The sequence below is a fragment of the Streptomyces sp. TE5632 genome (assembly GCF_054061295.1).
In genome coordinates this window covers 1,746,875-1,764,329 of sequence record NZ_JBSSEA010000003.1, presented here as the reverse complement: position 1 = coordinate 1,764,329, position 17,455 = coordinate 1,746,875, and the positions used below count along the sequence as shown (strand labels likewise).

Sequence of the window (17,455 nt, the reverse complement as noted above, 5' to 3'; positions counted from 1 at the left end):
GGGGCGTGGAACGCTGATCTGGTCGGCCGGCCGTGTCGGGCACGCTGTTGGGTGTCTGAGGGCACGGCCGCACGGCCTGTCTCTCGGTGCCGGCCCCGGTACAGCACCGCGCACGCGGTGCGTGACGGGTGGTCGGTCGTTGTTTGAGAACTGCACAGTGGACGCGAGCATCTGTGGCCAAGTTTTTAAGGGCGCACGGTGGATGCCTTGGCACCAGGAACCGATGAAGGACGTGGGAGGCCACGATAGGCCCCGGGGAGCCGTCAACCAGGCTGTGATCCGGGGGTGTCCGAATGGGGAAACCCGGCAGTCGTCATGGGCTGTCACCCACTGCTGAACACATAGGCAGTGCGGAGGGAACGCGGGGAAGTGAAACATCTCAGTACCCGCAGGAAGAGAAAACAACCGTGATTCCGGGAGTAGTGGCGAGCGAAACCGGATGAGGCCAAACCGCATGCGTGCAAGACCCGGCAGGGGTTGCGCATGCGGGGTTGTGGGATCTCTCGGTCATGGTCTGCCGGCCATGAGACGAGTCAGAAACCGCTGGCGTAGACGAAGGACATGCGAAAGGTCCGGCGCAGAGGGTAAGACCCCCGTAGTCGAAACGTCAGCGGCTCGTTGGAGAGACACCCAAGTAGCACGGGGCCCGAGAAATCCCGTGTGAATCCGGCGGGACCACCCGCCAAGCCTAAATATTCCCTGGTGACCGATAGCGGACAGTACCGTGAGGGAATGGTGAAAAGTACCGCGGGAGCGGAGTGAAATAGTACCTGAAACCGTGTGCCTACAAGCCGTGGGAGCGTCGCGCGGGGATTCGTCCCCGCGTCGTGACTGCGTGCCTTTTGAAGAATGAGCCTGCGAGTTTGCGGTGTGTTGCGAGGTTAACCCGGGTGGGGAAGCCGTAGCGAAAGCGAGTCCGAACAGGGCGCCCCAGTAGCACGCTCAAGACCCGAAGCGGAGTGATCTAGCCATGGGCAGGTTGAAGCGGAGGTAAGACTTCGTGGAGGACCGAACCCACCAGGGTTGAAAACCTGGGGGATGACCTGTGGTTAGGGGTGAAAGGCCAATCAAACTCCGTGATAGCTGGTTCTCCCCGAAATGCATTTAGGTGCAGCGTCGCGTGTTTCTTGCCGGAGGTAGAGCACTGGATAGGCGATGGGCCCTACCGGGTTACTGACCTTAGCCAAACTCCGAATGCCGGTAAGTGAGAGCGCGGCAGTGAGACCGTGGGGGATAAGCTCCATGGTCGAGAGGGAAACAGCCCAGAGCATCGACTAAGGCCCCCAAGCGTACGCTAAGTGGGAAAGGATGTGGAGTCGCACAGACAACCAGGAGGTTGGCTTAGAAGCAGCCATCCTTGAAAGAGTGCGTAATAGCTCACTGGTCTAGTGATTCCGCGCCGACAATGTAGCGGGGCTCAAGCGTACCGCCGAAGTCGTGTCATTGCGATATGTGCCCCCAACGGGGATCGTGATGGGTAGGGGAGCGTCGTGTGCCGGGTGAAGCAGCCGCGGAAGCGAGTTGTGGACGGTTCACGAGTGAGAATGCAGGCATGAGTAGCGATACACACGTGAGAAACGTGTGCGCCGATTGACCAAGGGTTCCTGGGTCAAGCTGATCTGCCCAGGGTAAGTCGGGACCTAAGGCGAGGCCGACAGGCGTAGTCGATGGACAACCGGTTGATATTCCGGTACCCGCTGTGAAGCGACAGACATCGAACCAGGCGATGCTAAGTCCGTGAAGCCGCCCCGGATCCTTCGGGTGAAGGGGAGTGGTGGAGCCGACGGACCAGACCTGCAGTAGGTGAGTGATGGGGTGACGCAGGAAGGCAGTCCAGCCCGGGCGGTGGTTGTCCCGGGGTAAGGGTGTAGGACGTCAGGCAGGCAAATCCGTCTGACACGTAGTCTGAGACCCGATGCCGAGCCGATTGTGGTGAAGTGGACGATCCTATGCTGTCGAGAAAAGCCTCTAGCGAGTTTCATGGCGGCCCGTACCCCAAACCGACTCAGGTGGTCAGGTAGAGAATACCGAGGCGTTCGGGTGAACTATGGTTAAGGAACTCGGCAAAATGCCCCCGTAACTTCGGGAGAAGGGGGGCCATCACCGGTGATCCGATTTACTCGGTGAGCTGGGGGTGGCCGCAGAGACCAGCGAGAAGCGACTGTTTACTAAAAACACAGGTCCGTGCGAAGCCGTAAGGCGAGGTATACGGACTGACGCCTGCCCGGTGCTGGAACGTTAAGGGGACCGGTCAGTCACTCTTCGGGGTGGCGAAGCTGAGAACTTAAGCGCCAGTAAACGGCGGTGGTAACTATAACCATCCTAAGGTAGCGAAATTCCTTGTCGGGTAAGTTCCGACCTGCACGAATGGCGTAACGACTTCTCGACTGTCTCAACCATAGGCCCGGTGAAATTGCACTACGAGTAAAGATGCTCGTTTCGCGCAGCAGGACGGAAAGACCCCGGGACCTTTACTACAGTTTGATATTGGTGTTCGGTTCGGCTTGTGTAGGATAGCTGGGAGACCGTGAAGCCGCCACGCCAGTGGTGGTGGAGTCGTCGTTGAAATACCAGTCTGGTCGTGCTGGATGTCTAACCTGGGTCCGTGATCCGGATCAGGGACAGTGTCTGATGGGTAGTTTAACTGGGGCGGTTGCCTCCTAAAGGGTAACGGAGGCGCCCAAAGGTTCCCTCAGCCTGGTTGGCAATCAGGTGGTGAGTGTAAGTGCACAAGGGAGCTTGACTGTGAGACCGACGGGTCGAGCAGGGACGAAAGTCGGGACTAGTGATCCGGCGGTGGCTTGTGGAAGCGCCGTCGCTCAACGGATAAAAGGTACCCCGGGGATAACAGGCTGATCTTCCCCAAGAGTCCATATCGACGGGATGGTTTGGCACCTCGATGTCGGCTCGTCGCATCCTGGGGCTGGAGTCGGTCCCAAGGGTTGGGCTGTTCGCCCATTAAAGCGGTACGCGAGCTGGGTTTAGAACGTCGTGAGACAGTTCGGTCCCTATCCGCTGCGCGCGCAGGAGTCTTGAGAAGGGCTGTCCCTAGTACGAGAGGACCGGGACGGACGAACCTCTGGTGTGCCAGTTGTTCTGCCAAGGGCATGGCTGGTTGGCTACGTTCGGGAGGGATAACCGCTGAAAGCATCTAAGCGGGAAGCCTGCTTCGAGATGAGGGCTCCCACCCACTTGATGGGGTAAGGCTCCCAGTAGACGACTGGGTTGATAGGCCGGATATGGAAGCGCCGTAAGGTGTGGAGTTGACCGGTACTAATAGGCCGAGGGCTTGTCCTCAGTTGCTCGCGTCCACTGTGTTGGTTCTGAAACCACGAACGACCCCACGCCCGTGCCCGTGGTGTGGTGCGGTTGCGTGTTTCATAGTGTTTCGGTGGTCATAGCGTGGGGGAAACGCCCGGTTACATTCCGAACCCGGAAGCTAAGCCCCAGAGCGCCGATGGTACTGCAGGGGGGACCCTGTGGGAGAGTAGGACGCCGCCGAACAAATTGTGGGAGAGCCCCGCACCGATATGGTGCGGGGCTTTCTGCATTTCAGGGGCGGGCCTTCCACCTGCCTTTTCTGGTCATTGGGTTCTTTGTCAGAGGCGGCCCGCTGCTTTCAGCGCCAGATAGGCGTCGGCCAGGGCCGGCGCCAGGCTGTCCGGGGTCGCGTCGACGACGGTGACGCCGTGGCGGCGGAGCTGCTCCGCTGTCCGGTCACGTTCGGTCTGGGCCTGGGCGGCCGCCGCTGCCTCGTACACCGCATCGGCGTTTCCGCGGGCCTTCGACATCTGGGCCAGATGTGGGTCCGCGACCGATGCGAGCAGGACTGTGTGCCGCTGGGTGAGTTGGGCCAGTACGGGAAGCAGGCCCTCTTCGATGGGGGCCGCGTCGAGCGTGGTGAACAGGACGATCAGAGAACGGCGGGGGGCCGTCCGCAGGGCCGTGGCGGTGAGGCTCCGGGCGTCGGTTTCGACGAGTTCCGGTTCGAGCGTGGCCATGGCGTTGACCAGGGACGGGAGAACATCGCCTGCAGACCGGCCCTGTACGAGGGCGCGGAGGCGGCGGTCGTGGGCGAGGAGGTCCACGCGGTCGCCGGCCCTGGAGGCGAGTGCCGCGAGGAGCAGGGCCGCGTCCATGGAGGCGTCGAGGCGGGGGATGTCGCCGACACGGCCCGCGGAGGTGCGGCCGGTGTCGAGGACGAGCAGGATGTGGCGGTCTCGCTCGGGGCGCCAGGTGCGTACCGCCACGGCGGACTGGCGGGCCGTGGCACGCCAGTCGATGGAGCGGGTGTCGTCGCCGGGAACGTACTCGCGCAGGCTGTCGAACTCCGTGCCCTCACCGCGGGTCAGGACGCTGGTGCGGCCGTCCAGTTCGCGCAGGCGGGCCAGTTTGGACGGCAGGTGCTTGCGGCTGGTGAACGGCGGCAGCACCCGTACCGTCCAGGGAACCTGGTGCGTGCCCTGGCGGGCGAAGAGACCGAGTGGGCCGTAGGAGCGGATGGTGACGCGGTCGGCCTGGCGGTCGCCCCGGCGGGTGGGACGCAGCCGGGTGGTGATGCGCCGGCGTTCACCGGCGGGGACCGACAGGCGGTGGCGGGAGGCCGCCACCTCGGTGCCGGGCTGCCAGCTGCTGGGAGGCCAGGCGTCACGGATGCGGGCACGGAGCGGACGGCGGGACGTGTTGGTGAGCGTCAGGGTGACGTCCGCGCTGTCGCCCAGGCGCACCGAGGTGTCGCCGGAGCGGCTCAGACCGAGCCTGCGTACGGGGGCGGCCAGGGCGAAGTCGCAGGCACAGGCCACCGCCAGGGGGGCGTTGACGGCGAGGATGCCCGTCCAGCCGGGGTCCCAGATGCCGACGGGGAGAGAGCCGAGTGCCGCGAGGAGGGCGGCGCGTCCGGTGAGGGCCATCAGCGGGGAACGGGGACGTGGGCGAGGATGGCGTTGATGACCGAGTCGGTCGTGACGCCTTCCATCTCGGCCTCCGGCCGGAGCTGTACGCGGTGGCGGAGGGTGGGGAGGGCGAGGGCCTTGACGTCGTCGGGGGTGACGTAGTCGCGTCCCGTCAGCCAGGCCCAGGCGCGGGCGGTGGACAGGAGGGCGGTGGCTCCTCGGGGGGAGACGCCCAGGGCGAGGGACGGCGATTCGCGCGTGGCGCGGACGATGTCGACGACGTAGGCGGTGATCTCGGGGGAGACCGTCGTCCTGGCGACCGCGGCGCGGGCCGCTTCCAGGTCGGCGGCGCTCGCGACGGGGCGTACGCCGGCGGCGCGCAGGTCGCGGGGGTCGAAGCCCTCGGTGTGGCGGGTGAGGACGTCGATCTCGTCCTGACGGGACGGGAGAGGGATGGTGAGCTTGAGGAGGAAGCGGTCGAGCTGTGCTTCGGGGAGGGGATAGGTGCCCTCGTACTCCACGGGGTTCTGGGTGGCGGCGACCAGGAAGGGCTCCGGGAGGGGGCGGGGGGTGCCGTCGACGGTGACCTGCCGTTCCTCCATGGCCTCCAGGAGCGACGCCTGGGTCTTCGGAGGCGTGCGGTTGATCTCGTCGGCGAGGAAGAGGTTGGTGAAGACGGGGCCGGGCTGGAAGGAGAACTCCGCGGTGCGGGCGTCGTAGACCAGGGAGCCGGTGACGTCGCTAGGCATCAGGTCGGGGGTGAACTGGACGCGCTTGGTGTCGAGTTCCAGAGCAGCGGCGAGGGTGCGGACGAGCAGTGTCTTGGCGACGCCGGGAACGCCTTCGAGGAGCACGTGGCCGCGGCACAGCAGGGCGACGGCGAGGCCGGTGACAGCGGGGTCCTGGCCGACCACGGCTTTGGCGATCTCGGCGCGCAGTGCCTCCAGGGAGGCCCTGGCGGCGGCCGGATTCCCGGTGTGCGCGGCGTTGTCAGTGGTCGGGTCCATCATGGACGGCGTACCTCTCTTTCGAGGGCGTCGAGTCGGTCGGCGAGGGAGGTCAGGGCTGCGTCGTCGCCGGGCGGCGGGCCGAACAGGAGATCGTGCGGGGACGGCTGTCCGTCGCCGTGAAGGCGGGCGGACAGGGCGGGCAGCAGGGCCTCGGGCGCGTGTGCCTGGGAGGCGGGGACGCCTACGAGGGGGGCGAGGCGGGTGCGTGTGGTGGAGCGAAGAGCGGCGGCCGCGCGGTCCCGGGCGTTCGCCTTGCGGTAGAGGCGGGCGCGGCCTTCGACGGTTTCGGAGGCGCGGATCGCGACGGGAAGTCTTTCGGGCACGAGGGGGCCGAGCCGGCGTGCCCGCCACAGGGCGGCCAGGGCTGCGGCGATGAAGAGCTGCAGGGTGCCCCAGAGCCAGCCGGAGGGGAGCAGGTCGAAGAAGCCGCTCTCGCCGTCCTCGGAGGCGTCGGCGAGTGAGGGGAGGTACCAGACCAGATGAGGGCGGGAGCCGAGGAGTTGGAGGGCGAGCGAGGCGTTGCCGTGCTCGTCGAGGCGGTCGTTGAGGAGGATGTCGGGGGCACCGATGAGGATGGTGTCCCCGCCGCCGGTGGCCGCGGGGACACGCAGCAGGGTGGCCAGGCGCTCGCTGGGGTAGCACTCGTCGGCGTCGAGATGGGTGGTGGTGTAGCGGATGCCGCCCGTGTCGGCGGTGCCCGCGCTGCGGGCGGCGGGCAGGGAGCAGCGGGGGGAGAGGGTGGAGCCGAAGCTGGTGACCGGGTCGGCGACGACACCCGGGGCGAGCCGGTCGACGGACGCGCTGCCGGAGGAGACCAGGACGGTGCGGCCGCCGGAGTCGGCGACCGCGGCGTGCAGTCTCGACTGCTGGCGGTGGGTCAGGCGGTCGGGGACGGCGACCAGGAGGGTCGTGTCGGGATTCGCGGCGGCGGATGCCTCGTGCAGGGTGGTGACCACGCGCGTGTCCACACTGCGTTCGGCGAGGAGTTCGGCGACGGCGCGGCTGCCGTAGGGGTCGGCGGAGCGCGGGTCGAGTTCGCCGTGTCGGGCGTCGGAGCGGACCACGGCGATGACGACGGCCGCCACGAGCAGCAGGACGAGCGCGAGGACGACACCTCGCGCGCGGGTCCACACCTGGCGGGCGGTGGGCGAGGCCGAGGTGGGGGGGAGCGTGACCTCGGTCGTCATCCGGCGGCTCCCTGGCGGGCGCTGCCGCCCGTGTTGTCGCTGCGGTCGCTGGTGTTCGTGCCGTTGCCGTTGCCGGCAGCGGTGCCCGCGAGCTGGGGTTTGCTGCGTTCCAGGTCGCGGTCGAGTTCGGTGAGGTGCCGGTACGACTGTTCCGTCGCGGTCCGGCCGCCGTATGTGACGTCGTCGAAACTCCGCGCGGCGGTGTGCAGCCGGTCGGCGTGGGCGGGCAGGGCGCGGCCCGCCTCGGCTGTCGCCTCGTCAGCGGTGCGGCCCGGGCGGATGTCGAGCAGGGCGCGTTCCTCCAGGGCGCGGACGACGGCGCGCATGCGTTCCTGCACGGCCTGGTTCCAGTGGCCCTGGGCGGCGTGCGCCTCGGCGGCCGCACGGTGTTCGGCGGCGCTGCGGGGCCGGTCGTCGAACAGCGCGGGCGCGGAGGTCGGCAGGCGCCCTGGGGTGCCCAGCCGCCACCACAGGGCGCCCAGGACGGCGACCACGGCGGCGATGACGACGATCAGTCCGAGCGCACCGCCGGGTGTCGCGGTGGCGGCGGTGTCGAACAGCTTGCCGACCCACTCCCAGAAGGCGTCCAGAGCCCGCTGGAACCAGCTGGGATCGTTCTCGTGGTACATCTGCTTGGACAGCTCGCGCCGGGCCGCCTCCCGTGCGGGATCGCGCGGGATGGTGAGGGGTGGCTCGCCGTCGCCGCGCAGCAGTGTGTGCACGGCGCCGCCGGCGGCTTCGGGCAGCGCCCGTGCCGAAGTGAGAACTCCCCCCGCGGTGTGCACCCCCTCAGCTCCCCGGGGTGGTGCCGGGACCGTAGCCCTGGACGCCGGCGGCGCGGCCCAGTTCGAGGTCGAGGGCCTCGCGGCGGATGCGCTGGTCGACGTAGAGGAGCACGGCGACGCCGGCTGTGATCGGGAACGTGATGGTGGAGCCGATGACCGAGCCGATCCCGCTGATGATGAGGAACGCCCAGCCTATGTCGCCGCCCGCGCTGTAGAGGAAACCGGAGGCGCCGTCACTGCTGAACACCGTGGCGAGGACGGCGAAGGGGATGACGATGAGCGACGCGACCAGGCCCGCGATGAGCGACGCGAGCAGCTGGATGCCGAAGATCCGCCACCAGGAGCCGCGCACCAGCTTCGCGGACCGGCTCAGCGCCTTCATGACGCCCTGCTTCTCCAGCATCAACGTGGGCGCGGACAGCGAGAAGCGGACCCACAGCCACACGGCGACGATGCCGGCACCGATGATGCCCAGCACGGTGAGCGCTACGCCGGGCGGACCGCCCACCGTGACGGCCACGAGGATGCCGGGCAGCGCGCCCATGGCGATGACGCCGACAGTGATGAGCAGCAGCAGGCAGATCAGGCCGAACAGCTTCAGGACCTGGGGGCGGGCGTCGCGCCAGGCCTCGGCGGCGGTGACCGACGTGCCGAGTACGGCGCGACTGGTGACCGTCGTGAGCAGGGCGGTGGCGATGGTGGTGCCGATCAGAGTGATCACGGAGACCACCCCGTTACTGAGCATGGCGTCGCCCATGGCGCTGGTCAGCTCGTCGAGGGTGGAGCTCGGGTCGCCGAGTGCCGCGGCGCTGGAGCTGTTCAGGAAGAGTCCCTGGACGAGGACGACGACGATCTGGGTGAGGACGGCGACGGTCAGCGAGATGCCGAGGACTGTGCGCCAGTGGGTGCGCATGGTGGAGACCGCGCCGTCGAGGATCTCACCCACACCGAGCGGGCGGAGCGGGATCACACCGGGCTTTGCCGCAGGTGGGGGACCGCCCCAGCCGCCTCCCCAAGCCCCGTAACCACCGGGACCTCCGTAGCCACCGGGGCCGCCGTGACCACCGCCGTAGCCGCCGGGGCCGCCGTATCCTCCGGGCCCTGTGGGGCCGCCGGGGGGCGGGGTGCCCCATCCCGGGCCGGGCGGTGCGGGATGGGGAGCCTGGCCGGGGCCCGTGGCGCCGGGTGGGCCGGTGGGCGCGGACCACTGGCTGGGCGGCGGCTGCTCCTTCGACCACTTGACGCCCGGACCCTGGGGCGCGTTCTGCCCCGGCTGCTCGGGGTCCGGGCGGTCTGCGGGCCCGGCAGGTCGGGACTCGCCCGGCTGCTGCCCGTCGGACGGGGCGGATCCGGGCGAGGCCCAGCCCGGAGTGTCGTTCATCGTCGCTCCTTCACGGTGCCCGTCCGCGGTCGCGGCGGCAGGTTCGCAGCCATCGTGCCATGGGGTGTTCGTCAACGGACCTGCCGGACCTGTCGGATCTGCCGAGGGACGGGCCGTACCTTCAATTGTCCGCGCCTCAGGGGGCAGACTGGCCGCATGGCTGATCAGTACGCACACAGCGGCGACAACAAGCGGCCGACCGAGATCCCTGCGCTCCGCTGGGAAGAGCCACCCGAAGGGCCCGTTCTGATCCTTCTCGACCAGACGAGACTGCCGGCCGAGGAGGTCGAGCTGGTCTGCACGGACGCACCCGCGCTGGTGGAGGCGATCCGCTCGCTGGCCGTGCGCGGTGCGCCGCTGCTGGGCATCGCCGGTTCGTACGGCGTCGCACTCGCCGCCGCACGGGGCTTCGACGTGGACGACGCCGCGGCCGCGCTGGAGGGCGCCCGGCCCACCGCGGTGAACCTCGCGGTGGGAGTGCGCCGGGCCCTCGCCGCCCACCAGGGCGTTCTCGCCCGGGGCGGCGACGAGCGGGAGGCGGCGGTGGCCGCGCTGGCCGCGGCACGGCGGCTGCACCGCGAGGACGCCGAGGCCAGCGCGCGGATGGCCGGGCACGGACTGGCGCTGCTGGACGAACTGCTGCCCGGTGGCGGGCACCGGATCCTCACCCACTGCAACACCGGCTCACTGGTGTCGGGCGGCGAGGGAACGGCGTTCGCGGTGGCGCTGGCGGCGCACCGGGCGGGCCGTCTCAGGCGGCTGTGGGTGGACGAAACGCGTCCGTTGCTGCAAGGTGCTCGCCTGACGGCATACGAGGCGGCCCGTAGCGGAATGGCGTACACCCTGCTCACCGACAGCGCGGCGGGATCGCTGTTCGCGGCCGGGGAGGTGGACGCGGTACTCATAGGGGCGGACCGCATCGCGGCCGACGGCTCGGTGGCGAACAAGGTGGGGAGCTATCCGCTCGCGGTGCTGGCGCGGTACCACCATGTGCCGTTCATCGTCGTGGCCCCGGTGACGACGGTGGATCCGCAGACGCCGGACGGGGCGTCCATCGAGGTCGAGCAGCGCCCCGGACAAGAAGTGACCGAGGTCACCGCACCGCGGGTGCCGGTGGCCGGAACCGAAGCAGGAGGCGGGATTCTTGTGGCACCCCTGGGGACCCAGGCGTACAACCCGGCATTCGACGTGACACCACCGGAACTGGTGACGGCGATCGTCACGGAGGAAGGTGCCGTCTCACCCGTGACGACCGAGGCCCTGGCCGAGCTGTGCGCCAGGTCACGCCCGGTCACGATGAGCTAATGGGATGATGTCGTTTATGAAGGGACGAGTCCTTGTCGTCGACGACGACACCGCACTGGCCGAGATGCTCGGCATTGTGCTGCGTGGTGAAGGTTTTGAACCGTCTTTCGTAGCCGACGGCGACAAGGCGCTGGCCGCTTTCCGTGAGGCCAAGCCCGACCTGGTGCTGCTCGATCTGATGCTGCCCGGCCGGGACGGTATCGAGGTGTGCCGCCTGATCAGGGCGGAGTCCGGGGTGCCGATCGTGATGCTCACGGCGAAGAGCGACACCGTCGATGTCGTGGTGGGCCTGGAGTCCGGTGCCGACGACTACATCGTCAAGCCGTTCAAGCCGAAGGAGCTGGTCGCCCGGATCCGGGCGCGGCTGCGCAGGTCGGAGGAGCCGGCGCCGGAACAGCTCGCCATCGGCGACCTGGTGATCGACGTGGCCGGACACTCCGTGAAGCGGGAGGGGCAGTCGATCGCGCTGACCCCGCTGGAGTTCGACCTGCTGGTCGCACTGGCCCGCAAGCCGTGGCAGGTGTTCACGCGGGAGGTGCTGCTGGAACAGGTCTGGGGGTACCGTCACGCGGCCGACACCCGGCTGGTGAACGTCCATGTCCAGCGGCTGCGCTCCAAGGTCGAGAAGGACCCGGAGAAGCCGGAGATCGTGGTGACCGTTCGTGGCGTCGGATACAAGGCAGGACCGAGCTGACATGTCCGGGGACAGTGCCGCTTCGGCGCCCGGCCGGTCCGGGGACCGATCGGAGCGGCCTGTCGGCCGGTCGTCCGGCAGCCGGGCATCAGGGCGCTCCCGCTGGGGGCGCCTGCTCAAGGACGGGCTGCTGCAGGGCGGAGTCCAGGGCAGCCCGGTGATCCGCCTGTTCGTCCGCTGGGTGCACCGGCCGTTGTTGCCCGTCATACGGCTGTGGCGGCGGAACATCCAGTTGAAGGTCGTCGTCACCACGCTGCTGATGTCGCTGGGCGTGGTCCTGCTGCTGGGCTTCGTCGTCATCGGCCAGGTACGCAACGGTCTGCTGGACGCCAAGGTGAAGGCGTCGCAGAGCCAGGCCACCGGCGGGTTCGCGGTGGCCAAGCAGCAGGCCGACGAGGCCGCGAGCGGCGCAGGCGAGGACGTGGCCGCGGTGGGCGACCGGTCCTCGCAGAGCGTCATCCAGTGGATGAGTGACCTCGTGGAGTCGCTCTCCAGCGGTGGCCAGGGTGCCTTCGACGTGGTCACCCTGCCCATGGGCGACGAGAGCGGAGGCGGGCGCGGTCCGCGTGCCTCGGGGCACGTCGACCCGTCGCAGAGCGTGCCCGGGAACCTGCGGGACAAGATCGACACCAACACCGCGGCGGCGCAGCGGTACACGCGGATCGTCTACAGCAACGGCGCGGACTCGCAGCCCGGCCTGGTCATCGGCAAGCAGGTCAACGACCCCAACGGTGATCCGTACCAGCTGTACTACCTCTTCCCGCTCACGCAGGAGGAGAAGTCACTGAGCCTGGTCAAGGGCACTCTGGCGACCGCGGGGCTGTTCGTCGTCGTCCTCCTCGGGGCGATCGCCTGGCTCGTGGTGCGGCAGGTCGTGACGCCGGTGCGGATGGCCGCCGGGATCGCGGAGCGGCTGTCCGCCGGGCGTCTCCAGGAACGGATGAAGGTCACCGGTGAGGACGACATCGCGCGGCTCGGCGAGGCCTTCAACAAGATGGCGCAGAACCTCCAGCTGAAGATCAACCAGCTCGAGGAACTGTCGCGGATGCAACGCCGTTTCGTGTCGGACGTGTCCCACGAACTGCGGACGCCGCTGACGACCGTACGGATGGCCGCGGACGTCATCCATGAGGCGCGTGAGGACTTCGACCCGGTCACCGCGCGGTCGGCCGAACTGCTCGCCGACCAGATCGACCGGTTCGAGTCGCTGCTTTCGGACCTGCTGGAGATCAGCCGCTTCGACGCGGGCGCGGCGGCGCTCGAGGCGGAGCCGATAGACCTGCGCGAAGTCGTACGGCGCGTGGTCAGCGGGGCCGAGCCGCTCGCCGAGCGCAAGGGCACGACGATCAAGATCGTCGGCGACCAGCAGCCCGTCGTCGCCGAGGCCGACGCGCGGCGCGTGGAGCGCGTCCTGCGCAACCTCGTCGTCAACGCCGTGGAGCACGGCGACGGCAAGGACGTCGTCGTCAAACTCGCCGCGGCGGGCGGGGCGGTCGCGGTCGCGGTGCGCGACTACGGTGTCGGGCTCAAGCCCGGTGAGGCGACCCGGGTCTTCAGCCGCTTCTGGCGGGCGGACCCGGCACGCGCGCGGACCACCGGCGGTACGGGGCTGGGACTGTCCATCGCACTGGAGGACGCGCGGCTGCACGGCGGCTGGCTCCAGGCATGGGGCGAGCCGGGCGGCGGCTCGCAGTTCCGGCTGACGCTGCCCAGGACGGCCGACGAGCCGCTGCGGGGCTCCCCGATCCCCCTGGAGCCCAGGGACTCACGGCGCAACAGCGGACTCGGCGGCGCCGGAGAGCCGCGGGGCGGCCGGGACGGCGGGGACGGCGGGGACGGCGGGGACGGCGAGAAACAGTCCACCGTGCCCGCGCGGTCCGTGGACACCGACGGATCGGCCCGCGCGGCCCGCGATCCGCTCGCGACGCTCTCGGCCAGCGTGGCACCCACAGCCGACCCGACGGCACTGCCCGGCAACGGCGCGCGCGTGGTGTCGCGGCCGTCGGGGCACGGTGCGCGGCAGGGAGAGCCGTCGGGGGCAGGGGAGCAGGCCGACGTCGATGCGGACGCCGGTTTCGGCGACCCCGGAGGGGAGAGCGGGACGGCGGCCACGGACCGGCGAGATAACGAACCCGAGGACCGGTCCGGGGACCGGCAGGCGGACAGGCAAGGGGAGGCTTCGCGTGGGTGGTGAGCGCGCAGGGCGCGGCAGGACGGCGCCGGCACGAGTGGTGGCGTGCGCCACCAGCGGTGTCGTACTGCTGGCCGGGTGCGCATCGATGCCCGACAGCGGGGATGTGCGGGGCGTGGAATCCACGCCCCGCCAGGACGCGCAGGTGCGGGTGTTCGCGATGCCGCCGAGTGAGGACGCGTCGCCGAACCAGATTGTGCAAGGTTTCCTGGAGGCGCTGACCAGCGACGATCCGGACTACAGCACCGCGCGCCAGTATCTGACCGCCGAGGCGGCGAAGGCCTGGAAGCCGGAGCTGTCCACCACGGTGCTGGCGGACGGACCGGGCGCCCAGGCCGACCCGCCGGGCCGCGAGGACGCCGGGGAACTCTCCTTCAAGCTGACCGGCGACAAGGTCGCCACCGTGGACGCGCAGCAGGCGTACACGGCCGACTCCGGGCCGTACGGCCAGCTCGTACATCTCACACGGGACGTGAAGACCCGCCAGTGGCGCATCGACGGGGTGCCGCAGGGCGTCGTCATGGGCAAGTCGGACTTCCAGCGCAACTACATGTCCGTCAGCAAGTACTACTTCGCCTCGAACATCGCGGGAGTCGGTGGGTCCGATGCGGACGGGCCGCCGATGGCGGTCGCCGACCCGGTCTACGTGCGCAGTCACGTGGAGCCCACCACCCAGATGGTCCGCTCCCTTCTGGGCGGACCCACGAACTGGCTGGACCCGGCCGTCAGGTCGAGCTTCCCCGCGGGTACGGCGCTGCGCAAGGGCGCCGGTCCGCTGACGGCGGACGACCGGGGCAGGCTGACCGTGCCGCTCAACGACAAGGCGGCCGACGTCGGCACCAGGAGATGCGGGGAGATGGCGGCCCAGTTGCTGTTCACGCTGCGCAACCTCAGCCCCGTCGTGGACGAGGTCGAGCTGCGGGCCGCCGGGAAGAAGCTGTGCTCGCTGAACCAGGAGGCCATCGAGACCGTGGCCGACCGGGGGTCGCTGAACCACCCCGACTACCTGTACTTCATCGACGAGGAGCACCGGCTGGTACGGCTCACCGCGGGCAACAGCGCCACCCAGCCGGAGCCGGTGCCGGGGCCGCTCGGCGAGGGCGCGGAGCCGCTGCGGTCGGTGGCGGTCTCGTGGGACGAGCGCACTGCGGCCGGGGTCGCGTTCGACGGGAAGTTGCTGTACGTCGGATCGCTGGTGCCGGGCGGTTCGCTCGGTGAACCCGTGCTGACCAGCCGGGGCAAGTCCGAGAGCGACCGGTTGACCGCGCCCAGTTGGGACGCGCACGGCGGCCTGTGGGTGGCCGATCAGGACCCCCGGAACCCCCGGCTGCTCCTGCTGGAGGAGGGCGGGGGCGAGCCGCTGGAGGTACGCACACCGGGCCTGGACGGGCGGATCCAGGCGGTCCGGGTCGCCGCCGACGGGGTCAGGGTCGCGCTCGTCGTGGCCAAGGGCGACCGGCGGTCCCTGGTGATCGGACGGATCGAGCGGGACGGGCAGGACAGGCAGGACGGGCAGGACGGGCAGGACGGGCAGGAACGGACCACGGGCGAGCAGCCGACCGTCACCGTGCTGGGACTGCGGCCCGCGACGCCGGAGCTGGAGAAGGTCACCGCCATGTCCTGGACCGGGGACAGCCGGCTTGTGGTGGTCGGGCGGGAGGAAGGGGGCGTGGAGCAGATGCGGTACGTCGAGGTCGACGGCTCCATACCCGAGGTGCCTCAGCCCGCCGCCCTGACCGGTGTCAAGGCGGTGACCGCCTCTCCCGACGAACAGATGCCGCTGGTGGCGTACTCGGTGGACGGGATCGTGCGGCTGCCGTCGGGTGCGCAGTGGCAGCAGGTGACGGAGGGAACCGCGCCGGTCTATCCGGGGTGACCGGTCTGTCCGGGGTGACCGGTCTGCGGGCCGTGCGGAGTTTTCCACAGGGGTGGCCGGAGGCCGCGGGCGTTGGCACAGTGGGGCCATGCGGGGCTGGTGGCAGGACCTGAGCGACCTGGTGCTCCCGGCCGAGTGCGGCGGGTGCGGCAGACCTCGTGCGGTGCTCTGCGAGCGGTGCCGTACGGCACTGAGCGGCGCCGCGCCACGCGGGGTGTGCCCGGTGCCCCGGCCGGCCGGGCTGCCGGTCGTGCACGCCGCCGCCCCCTACGCGGACGAGGTGCGTGCCGCGCTGCTGGCGCACAAGGAGCGGGGCGCCCTGGCCCTCTCCCGGCCGCTGGGCGAGGCCCTGGCGAAAGCGGTGCGCGCGGGGCTGCGGGAGACGGGTCTGCTGGAGGCGGCGCGGTCGGGCCCCGACGGGGTCCCGGGGGCGGTACGCGGTCACCGCGGGGCGGTCCTGTTGGTACCCGTGCCGTCCGCGCGGCGGGCCGTGCGGGCCCGTGGACACGACCCGGCGCTGCGGATCGCGCGGGCGGCGGCGGGTGCGCTGCGGCGCCAGGGGCTGCCCGTTTCGGTGCTGCCCGCGTTGCGGCATCGGCGGGACGTGGCCGACCAGTCGGGGCTCGACGCCCGGCGGCGGCTGGCCAATCTCGCCGGTGCGCTGGCGGTGGCGCCGGGCTGTGACCGGCTGCTGAGCGAGGGCTCCGTCGTACTCGTCGACGACCTGATGACGACCGGGGCGTCGTTGGCGGAGGCCGCGCGCGCGGTGCGTCTCGCGTCGCACACCGAGCCGCGTGCGGGAGCGCTTGTGGGGGCGCGGGGGGCGCGAGGGGCGCGCATGGAGGTGGATGTCGGTCCTGATTCGAGTATTTCGGCGCCCGTGTTCGTGTACAGGGGTGAGACATGGGAAAGGAGAGGGGCACGAGGGGAAGGACAAGAACGACGGGTACGACGGGAACAACGGGAACGACGAAACGGATCGGCTCACGAGAGGGTGGATCAAGGGCCAGGGCCGTTCGACCCTGGTGGCGGGTACGGGTGGGGCCGATCGGCCCATTGACGTGAAGTGCGCGGCGGTTGTTGCGGCTTCACCAGATTATTTCGAAATAAACCGGAACTGACTGGGAACTTGCATCGTTGCAGGTAGTGAGAGGGTCAATTCACCTGAACGGAGGTACGCGGCAGTAGAGGGTGACGACATCCGTCCGGGCGAGATATGTTCGGTTGAGAGGGAAAGCCGCAGGCCACACCTCTCGAATCCGAATGCCGTGCCACGGGTTTTCTGTTATCACCCGGGCTGGTGGACTGGAGATCTCGTCCATGGGGGATGGAGGTGGAAGTCACCGAGTCCGAGGTTCCGGGATCGACCGGGGCCTGGTGCAAAAGGGAGACGCTCCGCACCGAGGCGGAGTGATCCGGGAACGGAGTTCTGCGTGGACATCGTCGTCAAGGGCCGCAAGATCGAGGTGCCCGAGCGGTTCCGGAAGCACGTGGCCGAGAAGCTGAAGCTGGAGAGGATCCAGAAGCTCGACGGCAAGGTGATCAGCCTCGACGTCGAGGTGTCCAAGGAGCCCAACCCCCGGCAGGCCGACCGCAGCGCCCGAGTGGAGATCACGCTCCACTCCCGCGGTCCGGTGATCCGGGCGGAGGCAGCGGCGAGCGACCCGTACGCGGCGCTCGACCTGGCAGCGGAGAAGCTGGACGCACGGCTGCGCAAGCAGCACGACAAGCGTTATTCACGGCGTGGCGCGCGCAGGATCTCGGCAGCGGAGGTCCCCGACCACGTCCCGGGCGCGGCGACGCTCAACGGGACGGGCGCGCATTCCCCCGAGGAGGGGCAGGACGCAGTCCCCACCAAGAAGATCGGCACACTGGAAGTGCAGGGTGACGGCCCCCTCGTCGTTCGCGAGAAGACCCACGTGGCCGCCCCCATGACCCTCGATCAGGCCCTCTACGAGATGGAGTTGGTCGGGCACGACTTCTATCTGTTCGTCGACTCCGAGACGAAGGAACCCAGTGTCGTCTACCGGCGGCACGCCTACGACTACGGCGTGATCCACCTCAGCACGGACACCATGGTCACGCAGCCGCATGCTCCCGAGGCGGGCGGGCCCCTCGGCGGCTGACCCTGCGG

At 69.5% G+C, this 17,455-nt stretch carries 11 protein-coding genes and 2 rRNA genes; 8 read left to right on the top strand and 5 right to left on the bottom strand.

The genetic code is table 11. The features are described 5' to 3' along the window. Positions 1-175 precede the first annotated feature (175 nt). Both ACVW19_RS13085 and rrf read left to right on the top strand, forming a co-directional pair. Positions 176-3,297 (top strand): 23S ribosomal RNA (locus tag ACVW19_RS13085). A 90-nt stretch (positions 3,298-3,387) separates the two neighbouring features. Next, a 5S ribosomal RNA gene (gene rrf, locus ACVW19_RS13080) occupies positions 3,388-3,504 on the top strand. Positions 3,505-3,599: 95 nt separating this feature from the next. Here the strand turns inward: rrf and ACVW19_RS13075 are convergent. Genes ACVW19_RS13075 through ACVW19_RS13055 form a run of 5 tightly spaced genes read right to left on the bottom strand, consistent with a single transcriptional unit; the run spans position 3,600 to position 9,255 of the window. Further along, the gene (locus ACVW19_RS13075) at positions 3,600-4,910 is read right to left on the bottom strand and encodes a DUF58 domain-containing protein (RefSeq protein ID WP_457459451.1); all 1,311 of its coding nucleotides are present in this window, start codon (positions 4,908-4,910) and stop codon (positions 3,600-3,602) included. Beyond that, positions 4,910-5,899, bottom strand: a complete 990-nt coding sequence (locus ACVW19_RS13070; RefSeq protein WP_457459449.1) for an AAA family ATPase — start codon at positions 5,897-5,899, stop codon at positions 4,910-4,912. The genes ACVW19_RS13075 and ACVW19_RS13070 overlap by 1 nt, the downstream gene beginning before the upstream one ends. Then, the gene (locus ACVW19_RS13065; protein WP_457459447.1) at positions 5,899-7,089 is read right to left on the bottom strand and encodes a DUF4350 domain-containing protein; all 1,191 of its coding nucleotides are present in this window, start codon (positions 7,087-7,089) and stop codon (positions 5,899-5,901) included. Before ACVW19_RS13065 ends, ACVW19_RS13070 begins: the two co-directional genes overlap by 1 nt. Beyond that, the gene (locus ACVW19_RS13060) at positions 7,086-7,874 is read right to left on the bottom strand and encodes a DUF4129 domain-containing protein (protein WP_457459446.1); all 789 of its coding nucleotides are present in this window, start codon (positions 7,872-7,874) and stop codon (positions 7,086-7,088) included. The genes ACVW19_RS13065 and ACVW19_RS13060 overlap by 4 nt, the downstream gene beginning before the upstream one ends. Before the next feature lie 4 nt (positions 7,875-7,878). After that, complete coding sequence (locus ACVW19_RS13055; RefSeq protein WP_457459444.1) at positions 7,879-9,255, bottom strand: hypothetical protein; 1,377 nt, start codon at positions 9,253-9,255, stop codon at positions 7,879-7,881. Positions 9,256-9,411: 156 nt separating this feature from the next. Here ACVW19_RS13055 and mtnA point away from each other — a divergent pair, with 156 nt between their 5' ends. From mtnA to hpf, 6 genes are all read left to right on the top strand, one after another. Next, positions 9,412-10,560, top strand: a complete 1,149-nt coding sequence (mtnA, locus tag ACVW19_RS13050) for an S-methyl-5-thioribose-1-phosphate isomerase (protein WP_457459442.1) — start codon at positions 9,412-9,414, stop codon at positions 10,558-10,560. 4 nt (positions 10,561-10,564) lie between these two features. After that, positions 10,565-11,254: a two-component system response regulator MtrA gene (gene mtrA, locus ACVW19_RS13045; protein WP_193478414.1), complete on the top strand. Its 690-nt coding sequence runs from the start codon at positions 10,565-10,567 to the stop codon at positions 11,252-11,254. A gap of 1 nt (position 11,255) precedes the next feature. Further along, positions 11,256-13,448 carry an MtrAB system histidine kinase MtrB gene (gene mtrB / locus ACVW19_RS13040; protein ID WP_457459440.1) on the top strand — a complete coding sequence of 731 codons (2,193 nt, stop codon included), beginning with the start codon at positions 11,256-11,258 and terminating at the stop codon, positions 13,446-13,448. Then, positions 13,438-15,321: an LpqB family beta-propeller domain-containing protein gene (locus ACVW19_RS13035; protein WP_457459438.1), complete on the top strand. Its 1,884-nt coding sequence runs from the start codon at positions 13,438-13,440 to the stop codon at positions 15,319-15,321. The genes mtrB and ACVW19_RS13035 overlap by 11 nt, the downstream gene beginning before the upstream one ends. 88 nt (positions 15,322-15,409) lie before the next feature. Further along, entirely contained in the window at positions 15,410-16,381 is a 972-nt protein-coding gene (locus tag ACVW19_RS13030; RefSeq protein ID WP_457459437.1) for a ComF family protein, read from the top strand. A 373-nt stretch (positions 16,382-16,754) separates the two neighbouring features. Then, entirely contained in the window at positions 16,755-17,447 is a 693-nt protein-coding gene (gene hpf / locus ACVW19_RS13025) for a ribosome hibernation-promoting factor, HPF/YfiA family (RefSeq protein ID WP_109378276.1), read from the top strand. Positions 17,448-17,455: the final 8 nt, after the last annotated feature.

What these genes read in the sequence shown, in the direction of transcription:
- ACVW19_RS13030 (WP_457459437.1), top strand. Translation starts at nt 15,410, where the DNA reads ATGCGGGGCTGGTGGCAGGACCTGAGCGACCTGGTGCTCCCGGCCGAG.
- ACVW19_RS13055 (WP_457459444.1), bottom strand. Translation starts at nt 9,255, where the DNA reads ATGAACGACACTCCGGGCTGGGCCTCGCCCGGATCCGCCCCGTCCGAC.
- ACVW19_RS13065 (WP_457459447.1), bottom strand. Translation starts at nt 7,089, where the DNA reads ATGACGACCGAGGTCACGCTCCCCCCCACCTCGGCCTCGCCCACCGCC.
- mtnA (WP_457459442.1), top strand. Translation starts at nt 9,412, where the DNA reads ATGGCTGATCAGTACGCACACAGCGGCGACAACAAGCGGCCGACCGAG.
- mtrA (WP_193478414.1), top strand. Translation starts at nt 10,565, where the DNA reads ATGATGTCGTTTATGAAGGGACGAGTCCTTGTCGTCGACGACGACACC.
- ACVW19_RS13070 (WP_457459449.1), bottom strand. Translation starts at nt 5,899, where the DNA reads ATGGACCCGACCACTGACAACGCCGCGCACACCGGGAATCCGGCCGCC.
- ACVW19_RS13075 (WP_457459451.1), bottom strand. Translation starts at nt 4,910, where the DNA reads ATGGCCCTCACCGGACGCGCCGCCCTCCTCGCGGCACTCGGCTCTCTC.
- mtrB (WP_457459440.1), top strand. Translation starts at nt 11,256, where the DNA reads ATGTCCGGGGACAGTGCCGCTTCGGCGCCCGGCCGGTCCGGGGACCGA.